The sequence below is a fragment of the Massilia sp. MP_M2 genome (genome assembly GCF_039123635.1).
In the GTDB taxonomy this organism is placed as follows: domain Bacteria; phylum Pseudomonadota; class Gammaproteobacteria; order Burkholderiales; family Burkholderiaceae_D; genus Telluria.
Window position 1 is genome coordinate 614310 of sequence record NZ_JBCHJF010000001.1, and the last position, 25148, is coordinate 639457.

23 protein-coding genes are annotated in these 25148 nt (G+C 63.9%); 10 read left to right on the plus strand and 13 right to left on the minus strand.

What is annotated here, in order from left to right:
- Positions 1 to 149: 149 nt before the first annotated feature.
- The 5 genes from corA to glnA form a co-directional block, all read right to left on the minus strand.
- On the minus strand, positions 150 to 1118 hold the full coding sequence (gene corA / locus RCH14_RS02765) for a magnesium/cobalt transporter CorA (RefSeq protein WP_343024623.1): 969 nt from the start codon (positions 1116 to 1118) through the stop codon (positions 150 to 152).
- A gap of 70 nt (positions 1119 to 1188) precedes the next feature.
- Positions 1189 to 2697 (minus strand): nitrogen regulation protein NR(I), encoded by a 1509-nt coding sequence (ntrC, locus tag RCH14_RS02770; protein ID WP_343024624.1) that lies wholly within the window; start codon positions 2695 to 2697, stop codon positions 1189 to 1191.
- Between the two features lie 65 nt (positions 2698 to 2762).
- Entirely contained in the window at positions 2763 to 3863 is a 1101-nt protein-coding gene (glnL, locus tag RCH14_RS02775) for a nitrogen regulation protein NR(II) (RefSeq protein ID WP_343024625.1), read from the minus strand.
- Complete coding sequence (locus tag RCH14_RS02780; protein WP_343024626.1) at positions 3860 to 4402, minus strand: DUF4124 domain-containing protein; 543 nt, start codon at positions 4400 to 4402, stop codon at positions 3860 to 3862. Before RCH14_RS02780 ends, glnL begins: the two co-directional genes overlap by 4 nt.
- 170 nt (positions 4403 to 4572) lie before the next feature.
- Positions 4573 to 5988 carry a type I glutamate--ammonia ligase gene (glnA, locus tag RCH14_RS02785; protein ID WP_343024627.1) on the minus strand — a complete coding sequence of 472 codons (1416 nt, stop codon included), beginning with the start codon at positions 5986 to 5988 and terminating at the stop codon, positions 4573 to 4575.
- Positions 5989 to 6305: 317 nt separating this feature from the next.
- Here glnA and RCH14_RS02790 point away from each other — a divergent pair, with 317 nt between their 5' ends.
- Positions 6306 to 6761 (plus strand): rhodanese-like domain-containing protein, encoded by a 456-nt coding sequence (locus RCH14_RS02790; RefSeq protein ID WP_343024628.1) that lies wholly within the window; start codon positions 6306 to 6308, stop codon positions 6759 to 6761.
- Position 6762: 1 nt separating this feature from the next.
- On the opposite strand, the gene RCH14_RS02795 is transcribed toward RCH14_RS02790, so the two are convergent.
- The 4 genes from RCH14_RS02795 to RCH14_RS02810 form a co-directional block, all read right to left on the minus strand.
- On the minus strand, positions 6763 to 8757 hold the full coding sequence (locus tag RCH14_RS02795; protein ID WP_343024629.1) for a CocE/NonD family hydrolase: 1995 nt from the start codon (positions 8755 to 8757) through the stop codon (positions 6763 to 6765).
- A 71-nt stretch (positions 8758 to 8828) separates the two neighbouring features.
- Positions 8829 to 10241 (minus strand): TAXI family TRAP transporter solute-binding subunit, encoded by a 1413-nt coding sequence (locus RCH14_RS02800; RefSeq protein ID WP_343024630.1) that lies wholly within the window; start codon positions 10239 to 10241, stop codon positions 8829 to 8831.
- Positions 10238 to 13573, minus strand: a complete 3336-nt coding sequence (locus RCH14_RS02805) for a transglycosylase domain-containing protein (protein ID WP_343024631.1) — start codon at positions 13571 to 13573, stop codon at positions 10238 to 10240. Before RCH14_RS02805 ends, RCH14_RS02800 begins: the two co-directional genes overlap by 4 nt.
- Positions 13574 to 13945: 372 nt before the next feature.
- Positions 13946 to 14824: an EI24 domain-containing protein gene (locus tag RCH14_RS02810; RefSeq protein ID WP_407070045.1), complete on the minus strand. Its 879-nt coding sequence runs from the start codon at positions 14822 to 14824 to the stop codon at positions 13946 to 13948.
- A gap of 141 nt (positions 14825 to 14965) precedes the next feature.
- Here RCH14_RS02810 and RCH14_RS02815 point away from each other — a divergent pair, with 141 nt between their 5' ends.
- Positions 14966 to 15322, plus strand: a complete 357-nt coding sequence (locus RCH14_RS02815) for an FKBP-type peptidyl-prolyl cis-trans isomerase (protein WP_343024632.1) — start codon at positions 14966 to 14968, stop codon at positions 15320 to 15322.
- 215 nt (positions 15323 to 15537) lie between these two features.
- Entirely contained in the window at positions 15538 to 15792 is a 255-nt protein-coding gene (locus RCH14_RS02820; RefSeq protein ID WP_343024633.1) for an acyl-CoA-binding protein, read from the plus strand.
- A gap of 17 nt (positions 15793 to 15809) precedes the next feature.
- Here RCH14_RS02820 and RCH14_RS02825 read toward each other — a convergent pair whose 3' ends face one another.
- Positions 15810 to 16088, minus strand: a complete 279-nt coding sequence (locus RCH14_RS02825; protein WP_343024634.1) for a polyhydroxyalkanoic acid system family protein — start codon at positions 16086 to 16088, stop codon at positions 15810 to 15812.
- 177 nt (positions 16089 to 16265) lie between these two features.
- On the opposite strand from RCH14_RS02825, the gene RCH14_RS02830 reads away from it, so the two are divergent.
- From RCH14_RS02830 to RCH14_RS02850, 5 genes are all read left to right on the plus strand, one after another.
- On the plus strand, positions 16266 to 17723 hold the full coding sequence (locus RCH14_RS02830) for a hypothetical protein (RefSeq protein WP_343024635.1): 1458 nt from the start codon (positions 16266 to 16268) through the stop codon (positions 17721 to 17723).
- Entirely contained in the window at positions 17720 to 17995 is a 276-nt protein-coding gene (locus RCH14_RS02835; protein ID WP_343024636.1) for a hypothetical protein, read from the plus strand. The genes RCH14_RS02830 and RCH14_RS02835 overlap by 4 nt, the downstream gene beginning before the upstream one ends.
- A 76-nt stretch (positions 17996 to 18071) precedes the next feature.
- Positions 18072 to 18395, plus strand: a complete 324-nt coding sequence (gene fdxA, locus RCH14_RS02840; protein WP_343024637.1) for a ferredoxin FdxA — start codon at positions 18072 to 18074, stop codon at positions 18393 to 18395.
- Positions 18396 to 18515: 120 nt separating this feature from the next.
- Positions 18516 to 19613 carry an NAD(P)/FAD-dependent oxidoreductase gene (locus tag RCH14_RS02845; protein ID WP_343024638.1) on the plus strand — a complete coding sequence of 366 codons (1098 nt, stop codon included), beginning with the start codon at positions 18516 to 18518 and terminating at the stop codon, positions 19611 to 19613.
- Between the two features lie 246 nt (positions 19614 to 19859).
- Complete coding sequence (locus tag RCH14_RS02850) at positions 19860 to 21095, plus strand: polyhydroxyalkanoate depolymerase (RefSeq protein ID WP_343024639.1); 1236 nt, start codon at positions 19860 to 19862, stop codon at positions 21093 to 21095.
- Positions 21096 to 21158: 63 nt separating this feature from the next.
- Here the strand turns inward: RCH14_RS02850 and RCH14_RS02855 are convergent, their stop codons facing one another.
- Positions 21159 to 21494: an RcnB family protein gene (locus RCH14_RS02855; RefSeq protein WP_343024640.1), complete on the minus strand. Its 336-nt coding sequence runs from the start codon at positions 21492 to 21494 to the stop codon at positions 21159 to 21161.
- Between the two features lie 172 nt (positions 21495 to 21666).
- Here RCH14_RS02855 and rsxB point away from each other — a divergent pair, with 172 nt between their 5' ends.
- On the plus strand, positions 21667 to 22344 hold the full coding sequence (gene rsxB / locus RCH14_RS02860) for an electron transport complex subunit RsxB (RefSeq protein ID WP_343024641.1): 678 nt from the start codon (positions 21667 to 21669) through the stop codon (positions 22342 to 22344).
- Positions 22345 to 22349: 5 nt separating this feature from the next.
- Positions 22350 to 23057, plus strand: a complete 708-nt coding sequence (gene nth, locus RCH14_RS02865) for an endonuclease III (RefSeq protein ID WP_343024642.1) — start codon at positions 22350 to 22352, stop codon at positions 23055 to 23057.
- On the opposite strand, the gene RCH14_RS02870 is transcribed toward nth, so the two are convergent.
- Together RCH14_RS02870 and RCH14_RS02875 are read right to left on the minus strand one after the other, a co-directional pair.
- A complete protein-coding gene (locus RCH14_RS02870; RefSeq protein ID WP_343024643.1) occupies positions 23054 to 23413 on the minus strand; it encodes a nuclear transport factor 2 family protein in 360 nt (119 codons plus the stop codon). The genes nth and RCH14_RS02870 overlap by 4 nt on opposite strands.
- 90 nt (positions 23414 to 23503) lie before the next feature.
- Positions 23504 to 25081, minus strand: coding sequence for a methyl-accepting chemotaxis protein (locus RCH14_RS02875; RefSeq protein WP_343024644.1), 1578 nt, complete (start codon positions 25079 to 25081; stop codon positions 23504 to 23506).
- Positions 25082 to 25148 lie beyond the last annotated feature (67 nt).

Here is a 25148-nt window from a genome sequence, read left to right on the forward strand (position 1 = left end):
CGCGGCGATGGTTGGCCGCCAGATCATCCGGAACGACAGCGGCACCGGTCACGATCACCGCGTGGTTGGCCGCCAGATCATCCGGAACGACAGCGGCACCGGTCACGATCACCGCGTGGACGGCATAGCCGCCCACCCTACGAGCACTTTTACAACCACCCCACCCGCTTGAACTTGCGATACAGGTAGCCGCACACGCACACCATCGTGAAGATCGCAAACGGGTAACCGTACTTCCATTTCAGCTCGGGCATGAATTCGAAGTTCATGCCCCAGACGCCGGCAAATGCGGTAAACACCGCGAAGATCGCCGCGTACGATGCGAGCTTCTTGCTCACTTCGTTTTCTTCGATTGCCACCATCGACAGCGTCACCTGAATCGCGGTATTGATCGTGTCGCGCACGGCGTCCAGGCGGCCGGCGATGCGGTGCAGGTGGTCGTGCACGTCGCGGAAGTATTCCTGGGTCTCGTCCACCACAGCCGGCACGCGCCCGCCATACAGGCGCCCCAGCGCATCCATCAGCGGCACCACCGCATGGCGCAGCGTCTGCGCCTTGCGCTTCAAGTCATACAGGCGCTCGACATTGTCGCGCTGCTTGCCCTGCATGGAAAAGATGTGGTCTTCGATCGATTCGAGCTCGGACTCGAGCGCATCGACCACGGGGAAATAACGATCGACGACGGCGTCGACCAGCGCGTACAGCACGAAGCCGGCGCCTTTTTTCAGCTGGTGCGGTTCGCGCTCGGCGCGGGCACGCACGCCGAGAAAACCCTGGTTGGCATCGCGCCGCACCGACAGCACATAATTGGGCCCGGCAAATACCGACAACTGGCCGACACACAGCTCCTCGCCCGCCAGTTCGACGATCTGCACGACGACGAACAGCGAGTCGCCATATTCTTCGAGCTTGGGGCGCTGGTGGCCGCGCAGCGCGTCTTCCACCGCCAGTTCGTGCAGGCCGAATTCTTCCTGCATCAGCGCGATGTCGGCAGCGTCCGGATCGCGCAGTGCGACCCAGACAAAGGTGTCATCCAGCTTGATGTATTCGCTGATATCCTCGACCGGGATATCGGACAGCTTCTTGCCTTCCTGGTAGGCGACGCAATTGATCAGCATTGAGTAGAAAATGAAACGGGCGCGGCGCGCCGATGCAGGACTTTACACCAACGTTCTGCCATCTAACAGCCTACTCTTCGCGCGCCCCGTCGATCCCCAGCTCCACGATCTTGCGCGTGATGGTATTGCGTCCGATCCCGAGCCGCATTGCTGCGTCATTCTTGCGCCCGTGCGTGTGCTTGAGCGCCGTGCGGATCAGCGCCGATTCGAACTGGCGGCCCAGCAGATCCATCACGTCCATCTGCCCTGCGCTGAGCATGCCGGCCGCCTGCAGTTCGAGCAGGCCAATCCAGCCGTCGGGCGACTGCGCGGCCGGTGTCTGCAGCACGACGCCACCGCCAGAGGACATTGGCTGCGCGCCGGCGCTGACGATGCCGTCCGACAGCGGCACGACGTTCGGCACGCTGCTCCCTGTCAGCGGCGCCGAGCCCTGGGTCAGGTCGCGCGGCAGATCCTTGACCTCCACGGTCTGGCCCGGTGCCATCACGGTGATCCAGTTGCACAGGTTTTCCAGCTGGCGCACATTGCCCGGCAACTCGAGGCCCGACAGGAAGCGCATCGCCTGCTCGCTCATGCGCTTGGGTTCCACCCCCAATTGGTGCGCGCTTTGCACCAGGAAGTGGCGCGTGAGGACGGGAATGTCTTCGTTGCGCTCGCGCAGCGATGGCAGGCGCAGGCGAATCACGTTCAGGCGGTGGTACAAGTCTTCGCGGAACAAGCCGTCGCGCACGCGCTGCTCGAGATTCTGGTGGGTGGCGGCAATCACGCGCACATTGGCCTTGACCGGCTGATGGCCGCCCACGCGGTAAAAGTGGCCATCGGACAGCACGCGCAGCAGGCGCGTCTGCAGGTCGAATGGCATGTCGCCGATTTCGTCGAGGAACAGCGTGCCGTCTTCGGCCTGCTCGAAGCGGCCGCGCCGCATTGCCTGCGCGCCGGTGAATGCGCCGCGCTCGTGGCCGAACAGTTCGGATTCGAGCAGGTCTTTCGGGATCGCCGCGGTGTTGAGCGCAATGAATGGCTGCTGCGCGCGCGGGCTGTGCTTGTGCAGCGCACGCGCGACGAGCTCCTTGCCGGTGCCGGACTCGCCCGTGATCAGCACCGTGACGTTCGACTGCGACAGGCGGCCGATGGCGCGAAACACTTCCTGCATCGCCGGTGCGTGGCCCAGGATCTCGGGAGTTTCGGCCGGCGGCGCCTCGACGCTCGCTTCGCGCAGGCTCTCCTCTAACGCGCGGCGGATCAGCGAGACGGCCTTGTCGATGTCGAACGGCTTGGCCAGGTAGTCGAACGCGCCGCCCTGGAACGAGGACACGGCCGAATCGAGGTCCGAGAAGGCGGTGATGATGATGACCGGCAGGCCGGGATGGCGTTCCTTGACCGCCTGCAGCAGGTCGATGCCGGATTCGCCCGGCATGCGGATATCCGACACCAGCACTTGCGGCGTGTCGGTTTCAAAAGCGGTCATGGCTTCGCGCGCATTGGCGAAACTGCGGGTCTCCAGACTTTCGCGTGCCAGGGCCTTCTCAAGCACCCAGCGAATCGATGCGTCGTCGTCGACAATCCAGATTGGTTTCATGGTTTCGTGCTTCCCGCAACATGGATTCAATAAAGGACTGATCGGGACGGTCCGCTTTCTCCCGCTTATGGCAGGGGCAGCAGGATCCGGAAATCCGTCAGTCCAGGCCGGCTTTCGCACTCGATCACACCCAGGTGTTGCTGCACAAAAGTTTGCGCCAGCGTCAGCCCGAGGCCACTTCCGCCGTCACGCCCGGATACGAGCGGATAGAAAATGCGGTCGCGGATATCGGGCGCGATGCCCGGTCCATTGTCAATGATATGCAAGTCTAATGCCAGGCCGTAGCGGACCTTGGCCAGCGTGACCTGGCGCGCCACGCGGGTGCGCAGAACGATCTCGGCGTCACCCTGCGCAATGCGGCCCGCCACGGCCTGCGCGGCGTTGTGGGCGATGTTCAGCACCACCTGGATCAGCTGCTCCATATCGCCGCGAAACTCGGGAATCGACGCATCGTAATCGCGCCGGATCGAGAGCCCTTGCGGAAATTCGGCCAGGATCAGGCTGCGCACGCGCTCGCACACTTCGTGGATATTGACGTCGCCGACGATGTGCGGCTTGCGGTGCGGTGCCAGCAGGCGGTCGACCAGCGTCTGCAGGCGATCGGCTTCCTTGATGATCACCTGCGTGTATTCCTGCAGCTCGAGCAGATGGTGCGGCGGCAGCTCGAGCTCGAGCAACTGCGCCGCGCCGCGGATGCCGCCCAGCGGGTTCTTGATCTCGTGCGCCAGGTTGCGGATCAGTTCCTTGTTGGCCTGGCTCTGGTCCATCAGGCGCTCTTCGCGGTCGAGCTTTAACTGCTGCACGTTCTCGCGCAGCTCGATCAGCGCCGTGCCGTCGCCCAGCGCGCTGACGATGCTGTTCACGTGCAGCGGTTCGCGCCCGCTGCGCTGCAGCGTCAGGTCCTGGCGCAGGTCGGCGTACTGGTGCACCAGTGCCTGCGTGATCAACACGCCGATCTCGGCGCCGTTGGTAAACAGCTCGGGCAGCCGATGGCGCTGCAGCGACTTGAACGACAGCTCCATCAGGTTCTCGGCAGCGGCGTTGGCATACACCACCTCGCCGTCCGGTCCGGTCATCATCACGGCCGAGGCCAGCAAGTCCAGGCCGGCAAAACGTGCCGGGTTGCCCGGGTCGTACACGGGCGGGGCCATCGGAGGCAGGGTCATCTGATATTGCCGATCTCGCGCCGCAGCGCTTCGATATTGCGTTCGCTACGATTGATTTCGTCGCGCATGGAGGCCACGCGCTCCTGGTATTTGGCGTAGTTGCGCTCGTTGCCCTGGCGTTCTGGCTCGCCGTTGTTAAAGACGCGCTTCAAGTCGGTGAGCTTGCGTTCTTCGAGCCGCAGCTCATCACCCAGGATCTCGCGCCGCTCGTCGTCGCGGGCGCGCTGCAGCACGTTGTCCACGCGCGGGAAGTTCGACTGGGCCGCGCTCGGGGCCGCAGTCGGGGTCTGATTCGATCCGCCTGACGCGCCCCCGCCGCCCGCCGAACGGGGTGCCGGAATCGGGGCCGAGGCGGCCGGTGGCGCGCTGTAGCCGGTGTCGATCAGCTGGCACTTGCCGACCTTGGTGTCGGTATACAGCGGCCGGCCATTGGCATCGGTACAACGGTAGATCTGCGCGTGCGCGCTGGCGCACAGCAGCACGGAGGCTAAAGCGGCTGCAACAATGGCCAGACTGGCCTGAAACACACTATTTGTCATTCCCATCCCGGTTGGTCACAAGGGCACACTATTGTAGATGCGCCCGACTATACCCCAAGGAATATAAACACCAAGCAACAAAAAACGCGGGGAAAGCATGGCTTTCCCCGCGTTTGCGCCAACCGCCAGGCTGGTGCGAGGCATGCCCGCACCAGCCTGGTGTCGATCGATTACGACGAGTAGTACATGTCGAATTCGGCCGGGTGCGGGGTCATGCGCATGCGCTGCACTTCCTGCATCTTCAGTTCGATGTAGGCATCGATCATGCTGTCGCTGAACACGCCACCACGGGTCAGGAACTCGCGGTCTTCGTTCAGGGCGTCCAGCGCTTCTTCCAGCGATGCGCACACCGTCGGGATCAGCTTGTCTTCTTCAGGCGGCAGATGGTACAGGTCTTTCGTTGCCGCTTCGCCCGGGTGGATCTTGTTCTGGATACCATCCAGACCGGCCATCATCAGTGCTGCGAAGCACAGATAGACGTTGGCCAGTGGATCCGGGAAACGCGTCTCGATGCGGCGGCCTTTCGGGTTCGCCACGTGCGGGATGCGGATCGAGGCCGAACGGTTACGGGCCGAATACGCCAGCTTGACCGGGGCTTCGAAGCCCGGCACCAGGCGCTTGTACGAGTTGGTGCCTGGATTGGTGATCGCGTTCAGTGCACGGGCGTGCTTGATGATACCGCCGATGTAGAACAGTGCCGTATCCGACAGGCCAGCATAGCCGTCGCCTGCGAACAGGTTCTTGCCATCTTTCCAGATCGACTGGTGCACGTGCATGCCCGAGCCATTGTCGCCAGCCATCGGCTTTGGCATGAAGGTCGCGGTCTTGCCGTAGCTGTGGGCCACGTTCCAGATCACGTATTTCATGTTCTGGGTCCAGTCGGCGCGCTCGATCAGGGTCGAGAACTTGGTGCCGATTTCATTCTGGCCGGCACCGGCGACTTCGTGGTGGTGCACTTCGACCGGGATGCCCATCGATTCGAGGATCAGGCACATTTCCGAGCGCATGTCCTGGAACGAGTCGACTGGTGGCACTGGGAAATAGCCGCCCTTCACGCTTGGACGGTGACCGCTGTTGCCGCCTTCAAATTCCTTGTCGGTCGACCACGATGCTTCTTCCGAGTCGATCTTGACGAAGCAACCCGACATGTCCAGCTTCCAGCGCACAGCGTCGAAGATGAAGAATTCAGGTTCCGGGCCGAAATAGGCGGTGTCGCCGATGCCCGACGATTTCAGGTAGGCTTCAGCGCGCTTGGCGATCGAACGCGGATCGCGGTCGTAGCCCTTGCCGTCCGACGGTTCGACGACGTCGCACTGCATGAACAGCGTGGTCTCTTCCATGAACGGGTCGATATTGGCGGTGTTTGCATCCGGGATCAGGAGCATGTCCGACGCTTCAATACCTTTCCAGCCGGCGATCGACGAACCGTCGAAGGCGTGACCGGATTCGAATTTGTCCAGGTCGAAGTGCGACACCGGGACCGTGACGTGTTGTTCCTTGCCGCGGGTATCGGCGAAGCGTAAATCAACGAATTTGACTTCGTTGTCTTTGACCATTTGCATTACATCTGCGGCGGACTTTGCCATTCGGAATCTCCTAATTGAAAAAGGGATGTCAGTCTATGCGAACCGACAACTTGCATCATGATGAAGCACGAAATGTGCCAACTGGGTGTCAACGACGATGCCAACTTCAGTGCATGAGGGTATGCGCAAATCGTTCTTGGGCAATGGACTAGTTTACCCATAAAATCGCCCCGACCGGGGGCATATGGCAAGATTTACCTTTCTGCCAATTTGCACCATCAACGAGCAATTCTACGTGCTTGCACCAATTAAGCGCACAACGCTGCGCTCCAAGACGGTGCATCGATGACGACGAACAGATAATGGACATCACCAACATGAGCAAAGAACAAATTCTCACGGCGGCGCGCCAGCGTGGCGCTGACCAGCCCTATGCTGGTGCAGTCACGCCTCAGGAAGCCTACGACCTGCTCCAGAGCGGCCCCGACGTCAAGCTGGTTGATGTGCGCACCAACGCCGAACGCGACTGGGTAGGACGTGTTGCGATCGGCGACGCCCAGCATCTGGCGGTGCAGTGGGCAACCTATCCGGGCGGCGCGCCCAATCCGGATTTTGGCGCGCAGCTCGAACAGCTTGCAGCCAAGGACGACGTGCTGCTGTTCCTGTGCCGCTCGGGCGTGCGCTCGCGCCACAGTGCGCGCGTGGCGACCGAGCTGGGCTATGCAAACGCCTTCGACATCCTCGAGGGGTTCGAAGGCGATCGCGATAGCGACGGGCACCGCAAGACGATCGGCGGCTGGTGCACGGCCGGCTTGCCGTGGGTCGGCGCCTGAGTTAGTTGTTCGTACCCTGGTTCGGCAGCACCATCAGCTCCAGCCCGGACGCCGTCCCTGGCGCGTGATACACGCGCTGGGTTGCCTTTTTGAAGTCGCCCGGCTTCGCCTCAAGAATGCGCATGAACGTTTGCGGATTCAGGTCGATCAGCGGGAACCATGAACTCTGCACCTGCACCATGATCCGGTGGCCGCGCCGGAAGGTGTGGTTCACCTGGCCCAGTTCGTACTTGATTGGCTCGACCTTGCCCGGCACGAACGGTTCCGGCTTTTCGTAGCTGTTGCGGAACTTGCCACGCAGCGGATTGCCACGCACCAGTTGCTGAAAACCTCCCAGGCTCACCGCTGGCGGGCCGACATCGCCGCCCCGCTCGGCCGCCGGCGTCGGGAAGCTGGCCGGGTAGACGTCGATCAGCTTGACGACCCAGTCGGCGTCGGTGCCGCTTGTTGACACGAACAGCTTCGGCGTCACCGGCCCGGCGATCGTCACATCTTCTTCCAGCACGGCGCTCTGGTATACCAGCACGTCGGGCCGCGTGGCGGCGAAGCGCTGATCCGACACCATGTATTCGCGCGGCACGCCCAGCGCCGGATAGCCGATGTACGGCACCGGGCGCGCCGGGTCGGCCACGTATTCGTCGAACCCGGCGCCCGAAGTTGCCGACCCGGCCGGCTGCTGCCAGCCCAGTGCGCCATTGGCGCCGAAGTACAGCGTGCGCGCCTTCGCCGGCTTCGGTGGCCAGGCATCGTACTGGCGCCAGACATTCGTGCCCGTCTCGAACACGGTCACCGGCGCCAGCGTCTTGCCCGGCTTGACGCCTTTCAGGTGCTGCTCGAAGAACGGGAACTGGACATCGCGCCGGAACCATTCGCTTGTCTTCGCATCGAACTTGACGTGGCCGAGGCGGGCGCCGTCGCCGCGCGCCCAGCCGCCATGCACCCAAGGACCAACCACCAGGGCGTGGTTGCCACCCTTGTTCTGTGCTTCCAGCGCGCGATGCACGATGAACGGGCCGGCGGCATCTTCCGCATCGAACCAGCCCCCCACCGTCAGCACGGCCGCCTTGACGTTCTTGAGGTGCGGGCCGATGGCGCGCTCTTGCCAGAAGCTGTCATACGTATCGTGCTCGATGTTCGGCATGAACAGCTCGCGCTGCGTGGCGGTCATGGTCGCGGCGATATTCGCCAGCGTGCGGTGTTTCAGAAAGTAATCGTAGCCGTCGGCCACGCCGTAATCGAATTCGCTGCCGGTTTTCGGCAGCGGGGTCGGGTTCGGCGCGGCCGTGAAGGCGGCATAAAAGTCGAAGTTGGCGGCCAGCTTGAAGGCCCCGCCGTGGTACGAATCGTCGCCCATGTACAGGTCGGCAATCGGCGCCTGGGGCGAGGCGGCCTTGATCGCCGGATGTGAATCGATGACGCTGGCGGCGGCGTAGAAGCCCGGGTAGCTGATGCCCCAGATGCCCACCTTGCCGTTGTTGTTCGGGATGTTCTTGAGCAGCCAGGCCACCGTGTCGTGCATGTCGTCGCTCTCGCGGCCCTCGCCTTTTGCCAGCTTGCCCTTGCCGTGCGGCGTCATTTCCTGCCACGCGCCTTCGGACATATAGCGGCCCCGCACGTCCTGGCTCACGAAAATGTAGCCGGCTTCCTCGAATTCGCGCGACGGGCCCAGCGACTCGGGCAGCCAGTCCACGCCATAGCGCAATTCGCCTTCGGCGCGCACGCCGGCGCTGTACGGGGTGCGCTGCATCAGGAACGGGTAGCTGCGCGCGCTGTCCTTCGGCACGTAGACGACCGTGAACAACTGCACGCCGTCACGCATCGGGATCCGGTATTCAAACTTGGTATAGGCTTCGCGCGTCGGGCGCTTGCTGTCCTTGGCACTGTCCTTGGCGCTGTCGCCGCTACTGTCCGCGGCGCTGGCAGCGGCAGACGGGATGGCAAGGCCACCGGCAAGGCAAAAACCAATGACAAGGGCGGGCAGCGTGCGGCGGATCATGACGGCCTTCAAAGAGATGACTGGACACGCCAGTGTAATGGGATTCCCCGGCCAATTCCAAAGAGAAATGATCAAGCCACCGGCTGCGCTGTCTGCTCTTCATGCACGCCGCGTACCCGCTCGCGCACCAGATGGATGTGACTGCGCAGGCGGTACAGCTCGTCGGCATAGGCCAGCGGCACCGAAATATGGTTGACGCGGTCTTCCAGCCCGTTCAGACGGCGCAGCAATTCCTTGCGCACGGCGTCGGTGGCGTCCGCCCCACTCTCTTCCAGTGCCTGTTCAATGGCGCGCAATTCGCCATACCAGCGGTACACGCGCGAGCGCACGCGCCACACGTAAATCGGCGGCACGATCTTCGATAGCGGAATCAACAGCGCCGTCAGCGCCACCACCACGACCCACAGTCGCTCGGCCAGGTTGGCCAGCCAGAACCGCAGGTAGCGCTGCATGAACGGCGGGCCATCGCGGTAGTAGCGCGCCGCCTCGGGCGCAACCGGGATCTCGGTGTACTTCGGCGACGGGAACTGCCCCTGTTGCTGGAACCACCCGGCGCCGCCGTGGATCTCGGTCGCCGCCTTGACCAGCAGGCCCACCAGCGCCGGATGAATTTCCTCGCGCGCGACGAGCGTGGCGGTCGGCGCGATCAGGTGGTAATCCTGGTTCGGGATGTTGCGGCCCAGGTCGACGATCCCGCGCGGCAGCACCACGTGCGTCAGGAACGGCAGGCGCCGCGTATAGGCTTCGGCCTGCGCAAAGTCGAACAGGCGAATGCCCGGCGTTTGCAGCAGCATCTGGATCAGCGGCGCTTCGGGCGCCGAACTGAACACCAGGCCGTCGATGCGCCCGGCCAGCAATTCGACCGTGGCCGGCGTGTTGGCCAGGTCGCTGATCGTCAATGCACCCGGCACGATATTGTTGGCGTCGAGCAGCTGGCGCACCAGGCGCGGCACGCCGGTGCCTTCCGGCCCCAGGTTGATGCGCTTGCCGCGCAGATCGGTCAGGCGCGTGACCTTCGCTTCTTCGCGCACGAACAGCCACACCGGTTCGGTAAACAGGCTGCCCAGCGAAATCAGGCCGCGCCGTTCGGTGCTGTCGGCGCTGCCGCCGCCTCCGGTCTTGTCCTCGGTGGAGCCGCTTTGCACGAACGCGATGTCGGCCTGCCCGGCCAGCAACTGCTGCAGATTGTCTTGCGAGCCGAGCGTGCCGCGCAGCGTGACACGGATGTCGTCGCGCGCCAGCACGCTGGCATATTGCTTGCCAAATTGTTCGTAGGCGGAATTTTCCTGGCCGGTGGCCAGCCGAAGCGTGCGCGGCGGCGCCGGGTCGACCCACCAGTAGGCGAGCCATACGGCCGCCGTGATCATCAGGATCGTCGGGCCGGTTGCCACGATCAGGTCGCGCAGCGAAACGATACTGAAGTTTTGCAGGCGGGCGCGCAGCCCCTTGGCCGGCGCGCCCGGAAGATCCTGCTGTGGCCTCAACGCACGCACTGGCGCGGCGTGGCGGCCACGGCCTGGCCGGGCACGGGCACGACCGGCGGTTCGATCATCGGCATCAGGCTCGGCGCCAGCGTGACCAGCAGCTGCACCGGCAGCGCGCTGGTGAAGTCGTAGTTTTCGGACTGCGGCCCGTGCACATAGGCGGTCATGCTGCCGTAGAAGCGTTCGCCGATGTTGAACACGAACGTCGCCGACCGGTTCACGTAGCGCGACTCGACCAGGCGGCCGCCACGGGCATACACATCGAAGCGCTGGTCGCCGGTACCGGTCTTGCCGCCCACGGCGATGATGCTGCCATCCGATTGCACGAACGCGGTCTTGACGCGTTTGGCGGTGCCGTCCGAGACCACGCCCTGGATGGCGTCGGCCACGGCGCGCGCGACTTCCGGCGCCAGCACCCGTTCTTTGCCCTTGCCCTTGTTGCGGCGCACGAGCGTTTCGTAGGGCGTGGCCTTGGCAAAGTGCAGCGAATCGATGCGTTCGATCGGTTTGCGCACACCGCCGTTGACGATAATGCCCATCATCTCGGCCAGCGACGCAGGCCGGTCGGCCGAGGCACCCAGCGTGGTGGCGTACGACGGCACGAGCGAGTCGAACGGGTAGCCCATTTTCTTCCACTGCGCGTGAATCTTCAGAAACGCTTCCACCTCGAGCAGGCCGGCGATGCGGTTGTCTTGCGCATGCTTGCGGTGCGTCTTGAACAGCCATTGGTAGACTTCCTGGCGCTCCTTGACGCTGGCGGCCGTCACTTCGGACCAGCTCGCTTTTGGATGGGTGCGCAGATAGCTCACGAGCCACAGTTCGAGCGGATGCACCGACGCCACGTAACCGCGGTCGGCCAGCGACATATTGCGCGGGTCGTAAGTCTCGTACAGTTTCGGGATGCGCTCGGGATCGATCTCGTTGCTGGCCGGGACCGATGCATCGATGAAGGCGCCAAACTGCGCCAGCGTGGCATTGGGCGCCACGGTGCGGTGGGCCGCAGCAAGCTTGGAGGCCAGCGGGCGCACGCCGGAGAACAGCAGCGTCTCGACTTCTTGCGGCGTCTTGCCCTTGTACTTGTTCCAGAACTTGGCCATGAAGACCTTGCCTTCGTTGTCGGCAAAGCGCGCCAGATAGCTCGCGCGGCGCGGATCGTCGGCGTCGGCCAGCAGCTGCGCGGACGAGCCCGGCAACTGGAACATGTAGTAGCGCACGACGTCGCGCATCATGCGCACGAACACGAGGTTGGTGGAGCTGCGCAGTGCCTGGTTCACGTCCATGATGCGGCTGTCGTCGAGCTTGCTGAAGTTGCCGAACGTGTGCAGGCCGCCGCCAGTGAAGAAGCGCTCGCCCGGATTGGCCGAGTAGGTGCGCCCCATGGCGGCGTCGAGCATGGGCTTGAGGCTGCGGTCGGCGCCGTCAGGCAGCGTGCGGAAGTATTCCAGACCCCACAGCGACATGCGGTCTTTCGGATCGACTTCGACGCCCATCAGGCCAATCTTGTCCATCGCGCCAAAGCGTTTGTGCAACTGGTCGACGATGTCGAGGTAGGTGACCAGCGTACGCAGCTTGGCGGTCGAGCCAAGGTCGAGCTTGGCGCCTTCGTTGATGTCCAGTGGCTGGTCGTAGTTGTCGGTCTGCACGCGCAGGTAGTTGACGTGCTCGCCCCGCTCCATCAGCGTGAAGCTGTAGACCACTTGCGCCGGGTCGCCATTGCCAAGCATGCCCTTGCCGGTCAGGCCGGCTTGTTTGGCATGTTCGGCGTCAGACAGATTGCGCAGCGCGGTCGTGACGGCTTGCTGGGCATTGCCGTCGAGCGTCGAGACGACCGACAGATCGAGGCGGTCGACGTTGTACAGGCGCGAGTCGCCGATCAGGTAACCCACATGATTGCGCACCGCATTGGCCGCCTTGCGCGAGACGAACGCGTCCGCCGGTGGCGGCGCCACGCCCGTGTGCAACGCCGGTTTCAAATTGGCGCTCAGGGCGGCGTCGCGCAGTTGCGGCGAAATCACGCCCTGCTGCGACAGCACGCGCAGGTGGCTGTTGGTCAGGGTTTCAAGATCGCTATCGCCGGCGCCCAGGTAATACGCCGGGCGGCGCTGGGCGATCATCAGCGACAGCGCTTCCTTGTAGGCCATCACGGCATCCGGGCTCGTCATCGGGCCCTTGAGCATCGCGTTGACCTTGTTAAAGTCGCGGCCGTACCAGACCCACATGCCGTCGCCGATGCCGTTGACTTCGCCATAACCGGGCTTGGCCGACAACGGCACCGTATTCAGGTAGTCGAGCACCACCTGGCGGCGCGAACCCGTGGTGTCTTCACCGTCCTGGTAGGCGCGCAGCGTGGCCGAGGCCATCTGGATGATCTTGTCGGTCAGCGAGCCGGTGCGGCCCTCGGCCGAGTGGCGGTATTTTTCGATCTGCGTGGCGAGCGTGCTGCCGCCGGCGACGCGGCCTTCGCCGCCCAGGCCGACGCTGGCCAGCGTCTTGTCGAACACGGCCTTCGAGAAGCGGTCCCATTCGACCGCCGGATTGCGGCGCGGGTGGCTCGCATCGAGCAGTTCACGGTTCTCGATGAACAGCAGGCTTTGCACCAGCAGCGACGGCGCGGCGTCGAACTTGTCGTAGAAACGCTCAGGGAAGCGCGACGTGAACAGGGGCTGGGCGCGGCAATCGAGGATCTCGAGGCCGACCTTGGTTTTTTCGTGGTAGGTGGCGTACAGGCCGAGATCGGCCATCTTGACCATCTGCGGCGAGATGCGCGCCTGCGATGCGATCGCGTAATCGCGCGTCTGCAGGCGTTCGAGGTACTTTGGCAGCCCGGCATAGCCGAGCCGGGTGTCGTACGGGCTGGCAGCAGGGAAGCGGATCGAATCGCTCGGGCCATTGGCCATGCGGAACGTGAGTTCGCTGGCCATGTCAGCGAAGATTTTCGACTGCAGGCGCGAGGTGCGGGTTTCCGTCACGGCCCAGGCGGCCAGGATGGCGATCAGCAGCAAGCAGATCAGTGCCAGCCAGAGTTTCCAGCGGCTCTTGCGCGGTGCTGGCGGCGGCGCCTCCGGCCCGCCGGACGGGCCGCCCGGCACCCCGCCGCTGCCATCGCCACTGCCATAGCCGTTACCGGCCAGGTGCGGGAAGGCTTCGTGCAGGGGAACATCACCTGTCGGATCTGGCGTGACCGGAGACGCAGAAGCACCCGCCGCTGCGGCAGCGATGGGCGCAGCGACAGGCGCAGAAACTGCGCCGTCCATCGTCGGCTCGCTCCGCGAGGTGGCGGCGCGCTTGCCGAATACATTGTTTGGTCGCACGAGGCGACGAATACTTTCCATGATGGCTTAACCGGTCCGAATCAAAACGCTTGCAACCCCCGCCAACCTGCTCGCCATCTCTTGCTGCTGGTCCGTTCGAGTGATTGTGGTGTCTGTTAGTTCACAAATTTCAGCAGTGCAATCTCACTCCAGATTGCCCCGTCCATAGGCAATATTCCACCACATCAATAAGACTCACGCGAGATACCGTTTAACAAATTGGCGTTATCACGAATATTTTCGCAAAAAAACAACGAGTTGGCGCAATAGCATGACCGCAGGGGATGCCAGGGCGTCACGACTGTTGGCGGCAACACATCAAGCGCCGTGAGCACGGCCGACGCTGGCAGTTAACGCACCCGCTACCGGAATGGTGCACAGCACACCGCTGATTTAAATGGACGCATCGGCGCCAGAATGTGTCATGGCCTGGCGCGCCCGCAGGTCAGCCAGTGCCTGCAGGCAGTAATACTGGAACCAGAGCCCGGCGAACAGGAAAAGCATGACGTACAGCCACAGCGATACGAGCGCCAGCACCGGGAACAGCACGACCGAGATCACCGCACCGCCCATCCATGCGATGCCGGGCAGCGCGCCGGCCAGGCCCGAGGTCAGGCCGATCGCCAGCAAGGCCGGGCGGCAAGCGCGCATCAATGCCTGGCGCTCGGCCGGGCTGGCGTGCGCGGCCAGCGCGTCGTAGCTCATCACGCGCGACGTGACCCAGGCCCACAGACTGGCCTGCACCAGCCAGGCCAGTGGCGGCACCGCATACAGCGGCAGTGTGAATAGCCACAGCAGCGCGAACACGGCCGTGCTGCCCAGGTTGATGGCCAGGCTGCCGACGAACGAGCCACCCTCCTTCTTGTCGAGTCCGGGGAAGTGGCGGCTGCTCACATGGCGCTCGATGGCCGGCATCGCCAGGATGCCCATGAACAGCAGGCTCGAGGCGATCATCAGGGGCAGCAACAACGCGATGGCCAGCAGGGGCACGACCATCACCTTGAGCATGCCCAGGCCGACCATGCCCAGCATGCTGTTGCTGGCGTCGAAGCCGCCGTAGTCGGCAAACAGGCCGTGCAGCCAGTCAAGCAGCGGCTGCAGGCCCAGCCACATCGCCACGCCCCACAGCGTGAGCGAGAGCAGCAGCGGGACCAGCGAGAGCAGCAGCATGCGGCCGCTGAACTGCGAACCCAGCGCGCGCCGCCAGGCCAGCAGGACACCCTTCATCGGGGCGGTTCTCGGAATAACGGTGGCGCTGTCGGGTTGCGGCATGGCGGCTCCAGATGGGATGGTCAAGGGGGCATTCTACGGGACCGCGGCGGGCGGCAACGGGGCGCACGGCTGGCCCGGACAATGGCGGTTTCCCGACCCATGCACTACAATTGTCGTTCAATCTGCATAACAAGGAAGACCATGTCCACCACCACTACCGATTCTGGCCTGCAATACGAAGAACTCGTCACCGGCACCGGCGACGAAGCCAAGGCTGGCCAGCACGTCACCGTGCACTACACCGGCTGGCTGCGCAACGACGACGGCAGCCTCGGCGCCAAGTTCGATTCAAGCAAAGACCGTGGCGACCCGTTCGAGTTCGCACTCGGCGCCGGCCAGGTCATCCGCGGCTGGGACGAAGGCGTGCAAGGCATGAAAATCGGCGGTTCGCGTCGTCTGACCATCCCGGCAGCCCTGGGCTATGGCGCGCGCGGCGCTGGCGGCGTCATTCCGCCAAACGCCACCCTGATCTTCGACGTCGACCTGCTGGCTGTCTAAGCCGCCTCCTCGCTTCACTGCCATGCGCCGCCCCTCGGGCGGGCATGGCAGGTGCCATCGGCACCATCCCCTCGCAATTCCCCTGGCCTGGCGCCGCATTTGAAGTTCCCTTCTAAAGTACGACCGAATCCCCGGGCCGCTCCCGTCTCCTGCGCTAAGATGCCTGCCGCCTTGTCCAAGCGACAAGACTGCAACCAACCATCACAGGAGTTTCCATGAGCGTGCAAGAACAATTCACCCAGGCCCAGCTCGATTCGAAGAATCTGTCGGAGCGTCCGGACAATATGACCTTGCTGAAGATCTATGCGCTGTACAAACAGGGTTCGAGCGGCGATGCCAGCGGCGAGCGTCCGGGCATGACCGATTTCGTGGCACGCGCCAAGTTCGACGCCTGGGCCGGTCTGGCCGGTACGTCGCAAGAAGAAGCCCAGCAGCAATACATCGATCTGATCGAAGAGCTGAAAGGCTGATTCAACGGATCGATTGACTAGGCGGCGAAGGTCTTGCGCATCTTCTCCGCCACCTTGGCCTCGATGGCCGGCGCGAAGGCGCCCATCAAGAATCCCAGGCGAATCCGCATCGCCGCTTGCTGGTCTTCCAGCATCAATTCCCCCTCCACGCCACTGCGCTCGAAGCGCAGCACGTCGCCGTCCCACTGGCATGCCAGTCCATATTCGGTCGCAATACGCTGCGCCACTTGCTCGGCCGCCGAGCGTGCCGCCGCCGGGCTCAGGGTGTGTTGCTGGACGATGCTGATTTCCGCCATCGGGACTTTCCTTCCTAATTATTTCGAACAATCCGCCATGATGCCAGTTGACGCCGTCGTATGCCAGAGCGCGCTAGAACTGATGCATTCGTGACGCCGCACTTGACGCGTCTCAAAGCGTGCCCGTCATGCCGCGCGACCATGAAGGCGAACGCCGTCATCACGCGAGGAACCCTCATGGAAACGCATCCCCTGGAACCGCCCGAGGCGCCGCACAGTGCACGGGCCCGTCAAGCGGGTGGCGTGGCGCGCCTGGTCGACGGCGCCCCAGACACCCCCGAGGCCGACCCGGGCCCACCCGTCGATGCCGAACCGCTGCCGCACGCGTTCGGCGCCCGCGTGCTGATGTGGAAGCAGGATCCATCGGTCGGCGCGATCGGCACTCGCATGGCGTATTTGCCCGGCGCCGTGCTGGCCGGCCCGCGCGACGCCCGCATCGCGCCCGGCGTGCCCGGCATCGACCAGGTCGAACCCAACGCCTTCGGCGACTTCGTCCTCCAGGCCGATACACCCCAGTTCGACGCCGTGCACACCTTTGCCGTCGTGCGCCAGACCCTGACCATGTACCAGCGCGTGCTGGCCGCAGCCGGGGTTGCCATGCCGTTGCCATGGCAATGGAACAGCAGCAGCGACACCAGCGCGCTGCGCGTCTTTCCGCACGGCCTGCCCGATGTCGTGAACGCGTTCTACAGCCGCACGCAGGGCTGCCTGAAGTTCGGCGACTTCCTTCCCGCTGGCAGCCCCAAGCGCGTGTTTACCTGCCGCTCGTTCGATATCGTCTCGCACGAGACCGCCCACGCAATACTCGATGGCATCAAGCCACGCTGGCTGCATGCCGACGCCCCGCCCCAGACCGGCGGCCTGCACGAATCGTTCGGCGACCTCACTGCCATTTTCCTGGCCCTGGCACAGCTTGACCAGTGCGAAGCCATCGTCGCCCAGACCAGGGCCAACCTGCATGACAAATCCTTCCTCACCGACGTCGCCGAGCAGTTCGGGCTGGCGCTGGGCTACGGCAACGGCTTGCGCAATGCCGACAACGACCTGCGCCTGAGCCAGGTGGGTACCCAGGTGCACGCCATTTCCCAGGTGTTCACGGGTGCCATGTACGACGTACTGGCCGACCTGTTTGCCCATGAACGCAATCCCGAGCACGAAGACGATGCCGCCGTGCTGTACCGGGTGGCCGCTTACCTGGCCGGCGTGCTGCTGCGCGCGCTCATTGGCGCACCCGACGCGGCCGCCACGTTCGCCGACGTCGTCAACGGCATGCTGCTGGCGGTCGCGGCCGACGGCAAACCCCATGCATACGGCAGTTTCATCCGCAACCAGTTCAGCCGGCGCGAAGTGGTCGAACCCGGCACCGCGGCCGTCGGTGCAGCAACGCTTTCCCTGCCCGTCGTGCCGCTGGCCGCCTGCGTATGCGATGCACCTGGCGCCCGGCAAGACCGGCGCGCCTGTTGCGGCACCATGCAATTGCCCGAATACGAAGACGTCCGCCGTGCGCTGACCGGCGACGCGCCCCTGCTGGCCCACTGGTGCGCCGAACCGGGGCGCCATGACCAGACCGGCGCGAGCATGCCCGCGTCCCAGTCCGCGCCCGGCCTGGTCATCGACGCCTCGCGGCGCGCATGAAGATCAGCGCAAGCACCGATGGCGGCTTTGCCGGGCTGGCCGAATCGTACGAACTCGACACAGCCGAACTGGCCGTGGGCCCGGCCCTGGAAGCGTTGTTGCAGCGCCTCGATTTTTTCGGCGCTGCACCCGCCGCGCCCGCCGCCGTCGGCGCCGAGCTGCCTGACCCGCGCCCCCATGCGCGCGCCGCACGCCCGTGCGGTTCAATGCGTCATTTGCTTATGTCCATTGTGTATATAAGCGAGTTTGTGAGAAAACCGGAATTGCCCTAAAATACAGTGCTTTGTCTTGTCCGGCCGGCCCTCGCGCGCCCGGCAATGCGACACCCCACCAACTGATAGGACTGTTATGACCCACGTTGTCACCGAATCGTGCATCAGCTGTCGTTACACCGACTGCGTCGATGTATGCCCGGTAGATTGTTTCCGGGAAGGCCCGAATTTCCTCGCCATCGATCCCGACGAGTGCATCGACTGCGCCGTGTGCGTCGCCGAGTGCCCCGTGAATGCAATCTTTGCCGAAGAAGACGTGCCTGGCGATCAGCAGCAGTTCATCAAGATCAATACCGATCTGTCGCGCTTCTGGCCGTCGATTACCAAGACGAAGGCCGCCCTGCCGGACGCCGACAAGTGGAAAGACGTCACGGACAAGCTCGACCAACTGGTTCGCTGATCGGGCGGTCAGGTCGCCGTCGCGCCGGCTGCGGTGCGCCGGCGCCGGTCCCGGGGGCGTTACGTACGGCGGCTCCGGCCGCCCTCGCCTCACCATTCAAACATCACAGGATTTAAGCGCATGACTATCAGTGCCACCCACGAAGCGGGCAGCATCGCTCCCAACAGTTCGTTCGCCGGCGCCATCGAAACCGATGCCGTCATCATCGGCGCCGGTCCGGTCGGCCTGTTCCAGGTCTTCGAACTCGGCCTGCTCGAAATCAAGGCCCACGTCATCGATTCGCTGTCAGCCGTCGGCGGCCAGTGCGTTGAACTGTACCCGGACAAGCCGATCTATGACATTCCGGCCGTGCCCGTGTGCACCGGCCAGGAACTGACCGACAACCTGCTCAAGCAGATCGAGCCGTTCGAACCGACGTTCCACCTGGGCCAGGAAGTCACCGGCGTGCAGCGCCGTGAAGACAACCGGTTCAACGTCGAGACGTCGACCGGTACCCAGTTCATCACCAAGACCATCTTCATCGCCGCCGGCGTCGGTTCGTTCCAGGCGCGCACGATCAAGGTCGACGCGATCGACAAGTTCGAAGACGAACAGCTGTTCTACCGCGTCAAGGATCCGGCACGTTTCGACGGCAAGAACATCGTCATCTGCGGTGGCGGCGACTCGGCGCTCGACTGGGCGCTGAACTTTGTCGGCAAGGCAGAGTCCGTGGTGCTGGTGCACCGCCGTGACGACTTCCGCGCGGCGCCGAGCTCGGTCGCCAAGATGAAGGCGCTGTGCGACGAATACGAAATGCAACTGATCATTGGTCAGGTCACCGGCTTTGATGAAAAAGACGGCCAGCTGACCGAAGTGAAGGTCACCGGCGCCGACGGCGTCACCCGCCGCGTCCCGCTGGACATGCTGCTGGTGTTCTTCGGCCTGTCGCCAAAACTGGGGCCGATCGCCGAATGGGGCTTGGATATCGAGCGCAAGCAGCTGAAAGTGGTCGACACCGCGAAGTTCGAGACGAATGTCCCGGGCATCTTCGCCGTCGGCGACATCAACACCTATCCGGGCAAGAAAAAGCTGATCCTGTCGGGCTTCCACGAAGCCGCACTGGCTGCGTTCGGTGCTGCACCGTACATCTTCCCTGACAAGAAGATCCACATGCAGTACACGACCACGTCGCCGAAGCTGCACAAGATCCTCGGTGTCGAGACGCCCGTCTTCGACTAAGCATCCGGAAACGGTCGTTCAGTAACATCGCAACGACAACGTTACGTTAAAACGCCCCGCACTGCGGGGCGTTTTGTTTTATGTGGGGTGCCCAACGAAGCGTGCACGGGTAAATATGCTACAAGTGCAGCATGCTTCAGCGTCAGGTCCGCTCAGGTTTCCACAAGCCAAAAGCAAATCCCCTATAATCGTTGAAGCTTCAACGCAAACATTTGCGGCGCGCACAGTCAACAGAAGGATTTATTTATGCTTTACCAATTGCACGAAATGCAGCGCTCCTTTCTGACCCCATTGATGCAATGGGCCGAGGCGTCGTCGAAGATGTTTTCCAACCCGGTTTCGCCCTTCGCGCATAGCCCGTTTTCGCAGCGGATCGCCGCCGGATACGAGCTGATGTATCGCCTGGGCAAGGAATACCATAAGCCGGCTTTCGGCTTGAAGACCACCACGATCAAGGGCGAAGAAGTCGGCATCGTCGAAGAGACCGTGCTCGAGAAGCCGTTCTGCAGCCTGCTGCACTTCAAGAAGGACTTGCCCGACGCCGGGATCGCCGCCCTCGCCCAGCCCACCGTGCTGCTCGTCGCACCGTTGTCCGGCCACCACGCCACGCTGCTGCGCGACACGGTCAAGGCGCTGCTGGTCGACCATGACGTCTTCATCACCGACTGGACCGATGCGCGCATGGTGCCGCTGTCCGATGGTCCATTCCACCTCGACAATTACATCTTCTACGTGCAGGACTTCATCCGTCACCTGGGGCCGGACGTGCACGTGATTTCCGTGTGCCAGCCAACCGTGCCGGTGCTGGCCGCGATCGCGCTGATGGCCAGCGAGAAGGATGCCAAACTGCCCAAGACGATGACGATGATGGGTGGCCCGATCGATCCGCGCAAGTCGCCCACCGCCGTCAACGACCTGGCGGTCGAAAAGCCGTTCTCGTGGTTCGAGAACACTGTGATCTATTCCGTGCCGGGCAATTACCCGGGCTTTGGGCGCAAGGTCTATCCGGGCTTCCTGCAGCACGCCGGGTTCATCGCGATGAACCCGGGCCGCCATGCCCAGAGCCACCGCGAGTTCTATCAGCACCTGGTGCAGGGTGACGACGATTCAGCCGAATCGCACCGGCAGTTCTACGACGAATACAACGCCGTGCTCGACATGCCGGCCGAGTACTACCTTGACACGATCAAGACCGTGTTCCAGGACTTCAGCCTGCCAAAAGGCACCTGGAACGTGGGCGGTAAGCTGGTGCGCCCGCAGGACATCAAGACAGTGGCGCTGCTCACCGTCGAAGGCGAACTGGACGATATTTCGGGCCTGGGCCAGACCAGCGCTGCGCATGATCTGTGCAGTGGTGTGCCGGCAGAGAAAAAACAGGCGTTCGTCGTCGAGAAAGCCGGCCACTACGGCATCTTCTCGGGCCGCCGCTGGCGCGAGATCGTGTGTCCGAAGATCACGGAATTCATCCGCGACAACAAATAAGCGGTCGCTGAACGAACAATGCCATGGCAAGCGCCATGGCATTTTTTTGTGCGGGCGGTGCGCTCAGCGCACCAGCACCACCTGCTCGACCCGGCCGGTCGCGATGGCCACGAGCGCGAAACTGCGATCGGCCTGCACCCACTGGTGCCCGCGTGGCGGCTTGCCCAGGCGCAGCTTGCGCCAGTCCTCGACGACGTACTGGAGCGACTGATAACGGGCGGGCAGCCGCTCACCACGGCGCAGTTCGCCGCTGGATTCCACGCTTCGGTACAGCGACGGCAGCACCACGGCCACCTCGGGCGGCGCAGTGGCATGGCTGTCCCTGGCGTGGCGCGTCTGCAGGTTGTCGCCTGCAGAAAAAATGGCAGCGAACAGCAACGGGGCGATCAATTCGTTCATGTCAGTCCTCGTCGGTTGGTCGGTTTATAGTACAGCAGGTTACGGCCCACACCGCTGTTCGATTGACCCCGCACGTGATCGCGCCGCTGCGGCGCCATGCTGATGCGCCGCGTTTCATCGCAGCGCCCGTCAATTTGGCGGATAATGTCGGCTTTACCAGATCCGCCACACCGTGACCAAACCCCTCGCCGATCAGCTCGAAGACCTGCTGCCGCAGACCCAGTGCACCAAGTGCGGCTATCCTGCGTGCCGGCCTTATGCGGAAGCGATCGCCAGCGGCGAAGCCGCCATCAACCAGTGCCCACCGGGCGGCATGGAAGGCGTGCGCCGCCTGGCCGCCGCCACGGGCCGCGTCGTCATCCCGATCAATCCGGCCAATGGGCTCGAGCGTCCGCGCCCGGTGGCCTTCATCGACGAGGCGCTGTGCATCGGCTGCACGCTGTGCATCCAGGCTTGTCCGGTCGATGCAATCCTGGGCGCGGCCAAGCAGATGCACACGATCCTGCCGAGCCTGTGCACTGGCTGCGACCTGTGCGTGGCGCCCTGCCCGGTCGATTGCATCGCGATGGTGCCGGTCACGGGCGAGCGCACCGGCTGGGATGCCTGGACGCAAACGGCCGCCGATGCGGCGCGCAGCCGCCACGATTTCCGTGAAGCGCGCCTGCGCCGCGAGCGCGACGAGAACGACGCACGGCTGGCCGCCAAGGCCGTCCAGAAAATGCGGGAAGTCACCGCTGAAGCCACCAATACCCCAGAAGAGCTGGCGGAAAAAGAGCGCAAGCGCGCGATCATCGCCGCCGCCATGGAACGCGCGCGCCTGAAGGCCGCCGGCAACACCGACCTGACCTGACCTGCATGAATTCCGCCAAACGCTTCGAGATATTCACGCGCTTTCGCGCCGCCAATCCAACGCCCACCACCGAGCTCGAATTTTCAACGCCATTCGAACTGCTGATCGCGGTGCTGCTGTCGGCCCAGTCGACCGACGTCGGCGTGAACAAGGCCATGCGCCTTTTGTTCCCGGTGGCGAACACGCCACAGGCGATCCTCGACTTGGGCATCGATGAGCTCAAGACCTATATCGCGACCATTGGCCTGTACAACACGAAGGCGAAGAACGTGATCGCTACCTGCCAGATCCTGGTCGAGCAGCATGGCGGCGAAGTGCCACCCGTGCGTGAAGCGCTCGAGGCGCTGCCGGGCGTCGGCCGCAAGACGGCGAACGTCGTGCTCAACACGGCCTTTGGCGAGCCGACAATGGCGGTCGACACGCACATCTTCCGCGTCTCGAATCGCACCAAGATTGCCCCCGGCAAGAACGTCGACATCGTCGAGCAGAAGCTCTTGAAGTTCGTGCCAAAGGAATTTTTGCACGACGCCCACCACTGGCTGATCCTGCACGGGCGCTACACCTGCGTGGCGCGCAAACCCAAATGCTGGAATTGCCTGATTGCCGACCTGTGTGAGTTCAGGGACAAGACACCGGCGCCGAGCGGCGTACTCGAGCCAGCTGCTGTCGCGGCAGCCGCGGCGGCCGAGGCCGCGCTCCCTGCAGCAAGTTAGATCCGGGTCTCGCCAGTCGCAAACGACGCCCGCACGATGCGACCGTCCACCACTTCGTACACGCACAGCATCTCGACCGTGCCTTGGCCTTGCGGAAAGTTGCGGGTCACGATTTCGAGGTCGGTGACGAAGTTGCCCAGCACCGTGCGCGATAGCAACCGCGCGTGCAGGTCGGGCTCCAGAAAACGCTGTTCGTAGCGCGGGCGGATCTGTGCGTGGCCCCGGGCCAGCAGGTCGCCGTGCAGCGCGAACTGCGCCGCCTCCAGCGCATAGGTGGACATCAGCGCATCGAGGTCTTTGGCGTTGTAGGCGTCAAGCTGCGCCTGGACCACGGCGGAAGGTGAGCGTCGTGTCATCGGATGGTGGATCACATGGTGCGCCACCAGTTGCCGGGCCCATCCCGGCAATACGGGCGCGCGGGCATCTTACCGCGCACCCCGCCCGTGTCAAGCGGCAGCCAGTACCGGCCTGGTGCGCGGCAACGCCACGGCGCCGCTTGGCTCTTCGACCTTGAACACGCTGACCACTTCCGTCAGCGCCACCGTCTGCTCGCGCAGCGACTGCGCCGCGGCGGCGGCCTGCTCGACCAGCGCAGCATTCTGCTGGGTCGTGACATCCATTTCGGTAACGGCCTGGTTGACCTGGGAGATGCCCTGGCTCTGCTCGCTGCTGGCCGCACTGATCTCGGTGATGATGTCCATCACGCCGCGCACGCTGGTCAGGATTTCGCCCATCGTCACACCCGCTTCGCCGGCCAGCCGGTCGCCCGTTTTCACGCAGGCCACCGATTCGCCGATCAGGTCCTTGATTTCTTTTGCCGCCGTGGCCGAACGCTGCGCGAGAATGCGCACCTCGCCCGCCACGACGGCAAAGCCACGGCCCTGCTCGCCGGCACGGGCCGCTTCGACCGCCGCATTGAGCGCCAGGATATTGGTCTGGAACGCGATGCTGTCGATGACGCCGATGATGTCGGTGATCTTGCGCGACGACGCGCTGATCGACGCCATCGTGCCCACCACCTGCTCGACCACCTTGCCGCCCTTGACCGCGACATCGCAGGCCGACACGGCCAGCACGCTGGCCTGGCGCGCATTGTCGGCATTCTGGATGACGGTCGAGGTCAGTTCTTCCATCGATGACGCTGTCTCTTCCAGCGCGCCGGCCTGGCGCTCGGTGCGCGCGGACAGGTCGAGGTTGCCCTGCGCGATTTCGCCGGACGCCACCGCGATGGTCTCGGCCCCGCCACGCACTTCGAGCACGATGCGCTGCAGGCTGGCCGACATGTCCTTCAACGCCGTCAAGAGCTGGCCCGTTTCATCGTCGCTGCGCACCGTGATCGCAGTGCGCAGGTCACCCGCCGCCACGCTGCGCGCCGCCTCGACCGCTTCATCGAGAGGCCGCGTGATCGAGCGCGACACCAGCACGCCAGCGACAACTGCCACCGCGGCGCCCAGCAGCATCAGGCTGTAGCTGAGCAATGTGGCCTGCTTGCTCACCGCGTCGGCCCGCGTCGCAGTGGCCAGGCTGACGGCCGACATTTTTTCTTCGGCCTGCACCAGCAGCTCGGCCGGGGCGCGGTCCTTGCCCTTGACGGCCACGTCGCCAGCGGCGGCATCGAAACCCGCCGCCTCGAAATCCTGATAGCCACGGCGGAAATCCCCACCCATGGTCGCATGCGCCGCGCCGAATTGCGTCACCAGCGTGCGCACCTCGCCTTCCGGCATGGCGTCCAGCAAGGCCTGGACCTGTTGTGCGACTTCCTTTTCGTTCTTCTGGAACGCGTTCCAGTACTTGACGCGTTCACTTTCTTGCTTGCCACGCAACAAGGTGTTTTTCCATTCCTGGACCTGTTTGCGGAAGTGAGAAAGCAATGCCTGCACCTGCTGCGCCTGGCCTTCTGTGAGCACCGCCTGGCGGTAGGTATCGACCGCGCTGTTCATCTGCGCCATGCCGAAAAAGCCCGCGCAGGCGACGAGCAAGGTGACGGCGGCAAAGCCCAGTGGTAATTTGCGACTTAATTTCATGGTGAACATCCTGAATATACGCGCAGCGCGCTTACGCCCAGTGTATAGCCAAGCCCAACTTTTAAAG

Excerpts from the sequence above, each read along its gene's own strand:
- RCH14_RS02815 (WP_343024632.1), top strand. The coding sequence starts at position 14,966 with ATGTCCACCACCACTACCGATTCTGGCCTGCAATACGAAGAACTCGTC.
- RCH14_RS02835 (WP_343024636.1), top strand. The coding sequence starts at position 17,720 with ATGAAGATCAGCGCAAGCACCGATGGCGGCTTTGCCGGGCTGGCCGAA.
- RCH14_RS02855 (WP_343024640.1), bottom strand. The coding sequence starts at position 21,494 with ATGAACGAATTGATCGCCCCGTTGCTGTTCGCTGCCATTTTTTCTGCA.
- RCH14_RS02780 (WP_343024626.1), bottom strand. The coding sequence starts at position 4,402 with ATGACAAATAGTGTGTTTCAGGCCAGTCTGGCCATTGTTGCAGCCGCT.
- ntrC (WP_343024624.1), bottom strand. The coding sequence starts at position 2,697 with ATGAAACCAATCTGGATTGTCGACGACGACGCATCGATTCGCTGGGTG.
- RCH14_RS02850 (WP_343024639.1), top strand. The coding sequence starts at position 19,860 with ATGCTTTACCAATTGCACGAAATGCAGCGCTCCTTTCTGACCCCATTG.
- glnL (WP_343024625.1), bottom strand. The coding sequence starts at position 3,863 with ATGACCCTGCCTCCGATGGCCCCGCCCGTGTACGACCCGGGCAACCCG.
- fdxA (WP_343024637.1), top strand. The coding sequence starts at position 18,072 with ATGACCCACGTTGTCACCGAATCGTGCATCAGCTGTCGTTACACCGAC.
- RCH14_RS02810 (WP_407070045.1), bottom strand. The coding sequence starts at position 14,824 with ATGCCGCAACCCGACAGCGCCACCGTTATTCCGAGAACCGCCCCGATG.
- RCH14_RS02825 (WP_343024634.1), bottom strand. The coding sequence starts at position 16,088 with ATGGCGGAAATCAGCATCGTCCAGCAACACACCCTGAGCCCGGCGGCG.
- corA (WP_343024623.1), bottom strand. The coding sequence starts at position 1,118 with ATGCTGATCAATTGCGTCGCCTACCAGGAAGGCAAGAAGCTGTCCGAT.
- RCH14_RS02875 (WP_343024644.1), bottom strand. The coding sequence starts at position 25,081 with ATGAAATTAAGTCGCAAATTACCACTGGGCTTTGCCGCCGTCACCTTG.
- RCH14_RS02820 (WP_343024633.1), top strand. The coding sequence starts at position 15,538 with ATGAGCGTGCAAGAACAATTCACCCAGGCCCAGCTCGATTCGAAGAAT.
- glnA (WP_343024627.1), bottom strand. The coding sequence starts at position 5,988 with ATGGCAAAGTCCGCCGCAGATGTAATGCAAATGGTCAAAGACAACGAA.
- RCH14_RS02830 (WP_343024635.1), top strand. The coding sequence starts at position 16,266 with ATGGAAACGCATCCCCTGGAACCGCCCGAGGCGCCGCACAGTGCACGG.
- RCH14_RS02870 (WP_343024643.1), bottom strand. The coding sequence starts at position 23,413 with ATGACACGACGCTCACCTTCCGCCGTGGTCCAGGCGCAGCTTGACGCC.
- RCH14_RS02795 (WP_343024629.1), bottom strand. The coding sequence starts at position 8,757 with ATGATCCGCCGCACGCTGCCCGCCCTTGTCATTGGTTTTTGCCTTGCC.
- nth (WP_343024642.1), top strand. The coding sequence starts at position 22,350 with ATGAATTCCGCCAAACGCTTCGAGATATTCACGCGCTTTCGCGCCGCC.
- RCH14_RS02845 (WP_343024638.1), top strand. The coding sequence starts at position 18,516 with ATGACTATCAGTGCCACCCACGAAGCGGGCAGCATCGCTCCCAACAGT.
- RCH14_RS02805 (WP_343024631.1), bottom strand. The coding sequence starts at position 13,573 with ATGGAAAGTATTCGTCGCCTCGTGCGACCAAACAATGTATTCGGCAAG.
- RCH14_RS02790 (WP_343024628.1), top strand. The coding sequence starts at position 6,306 with ATGAGCAAAGAACAAATTCTCACGGCGGCGCGCCAGCGTGGCGCTGAC.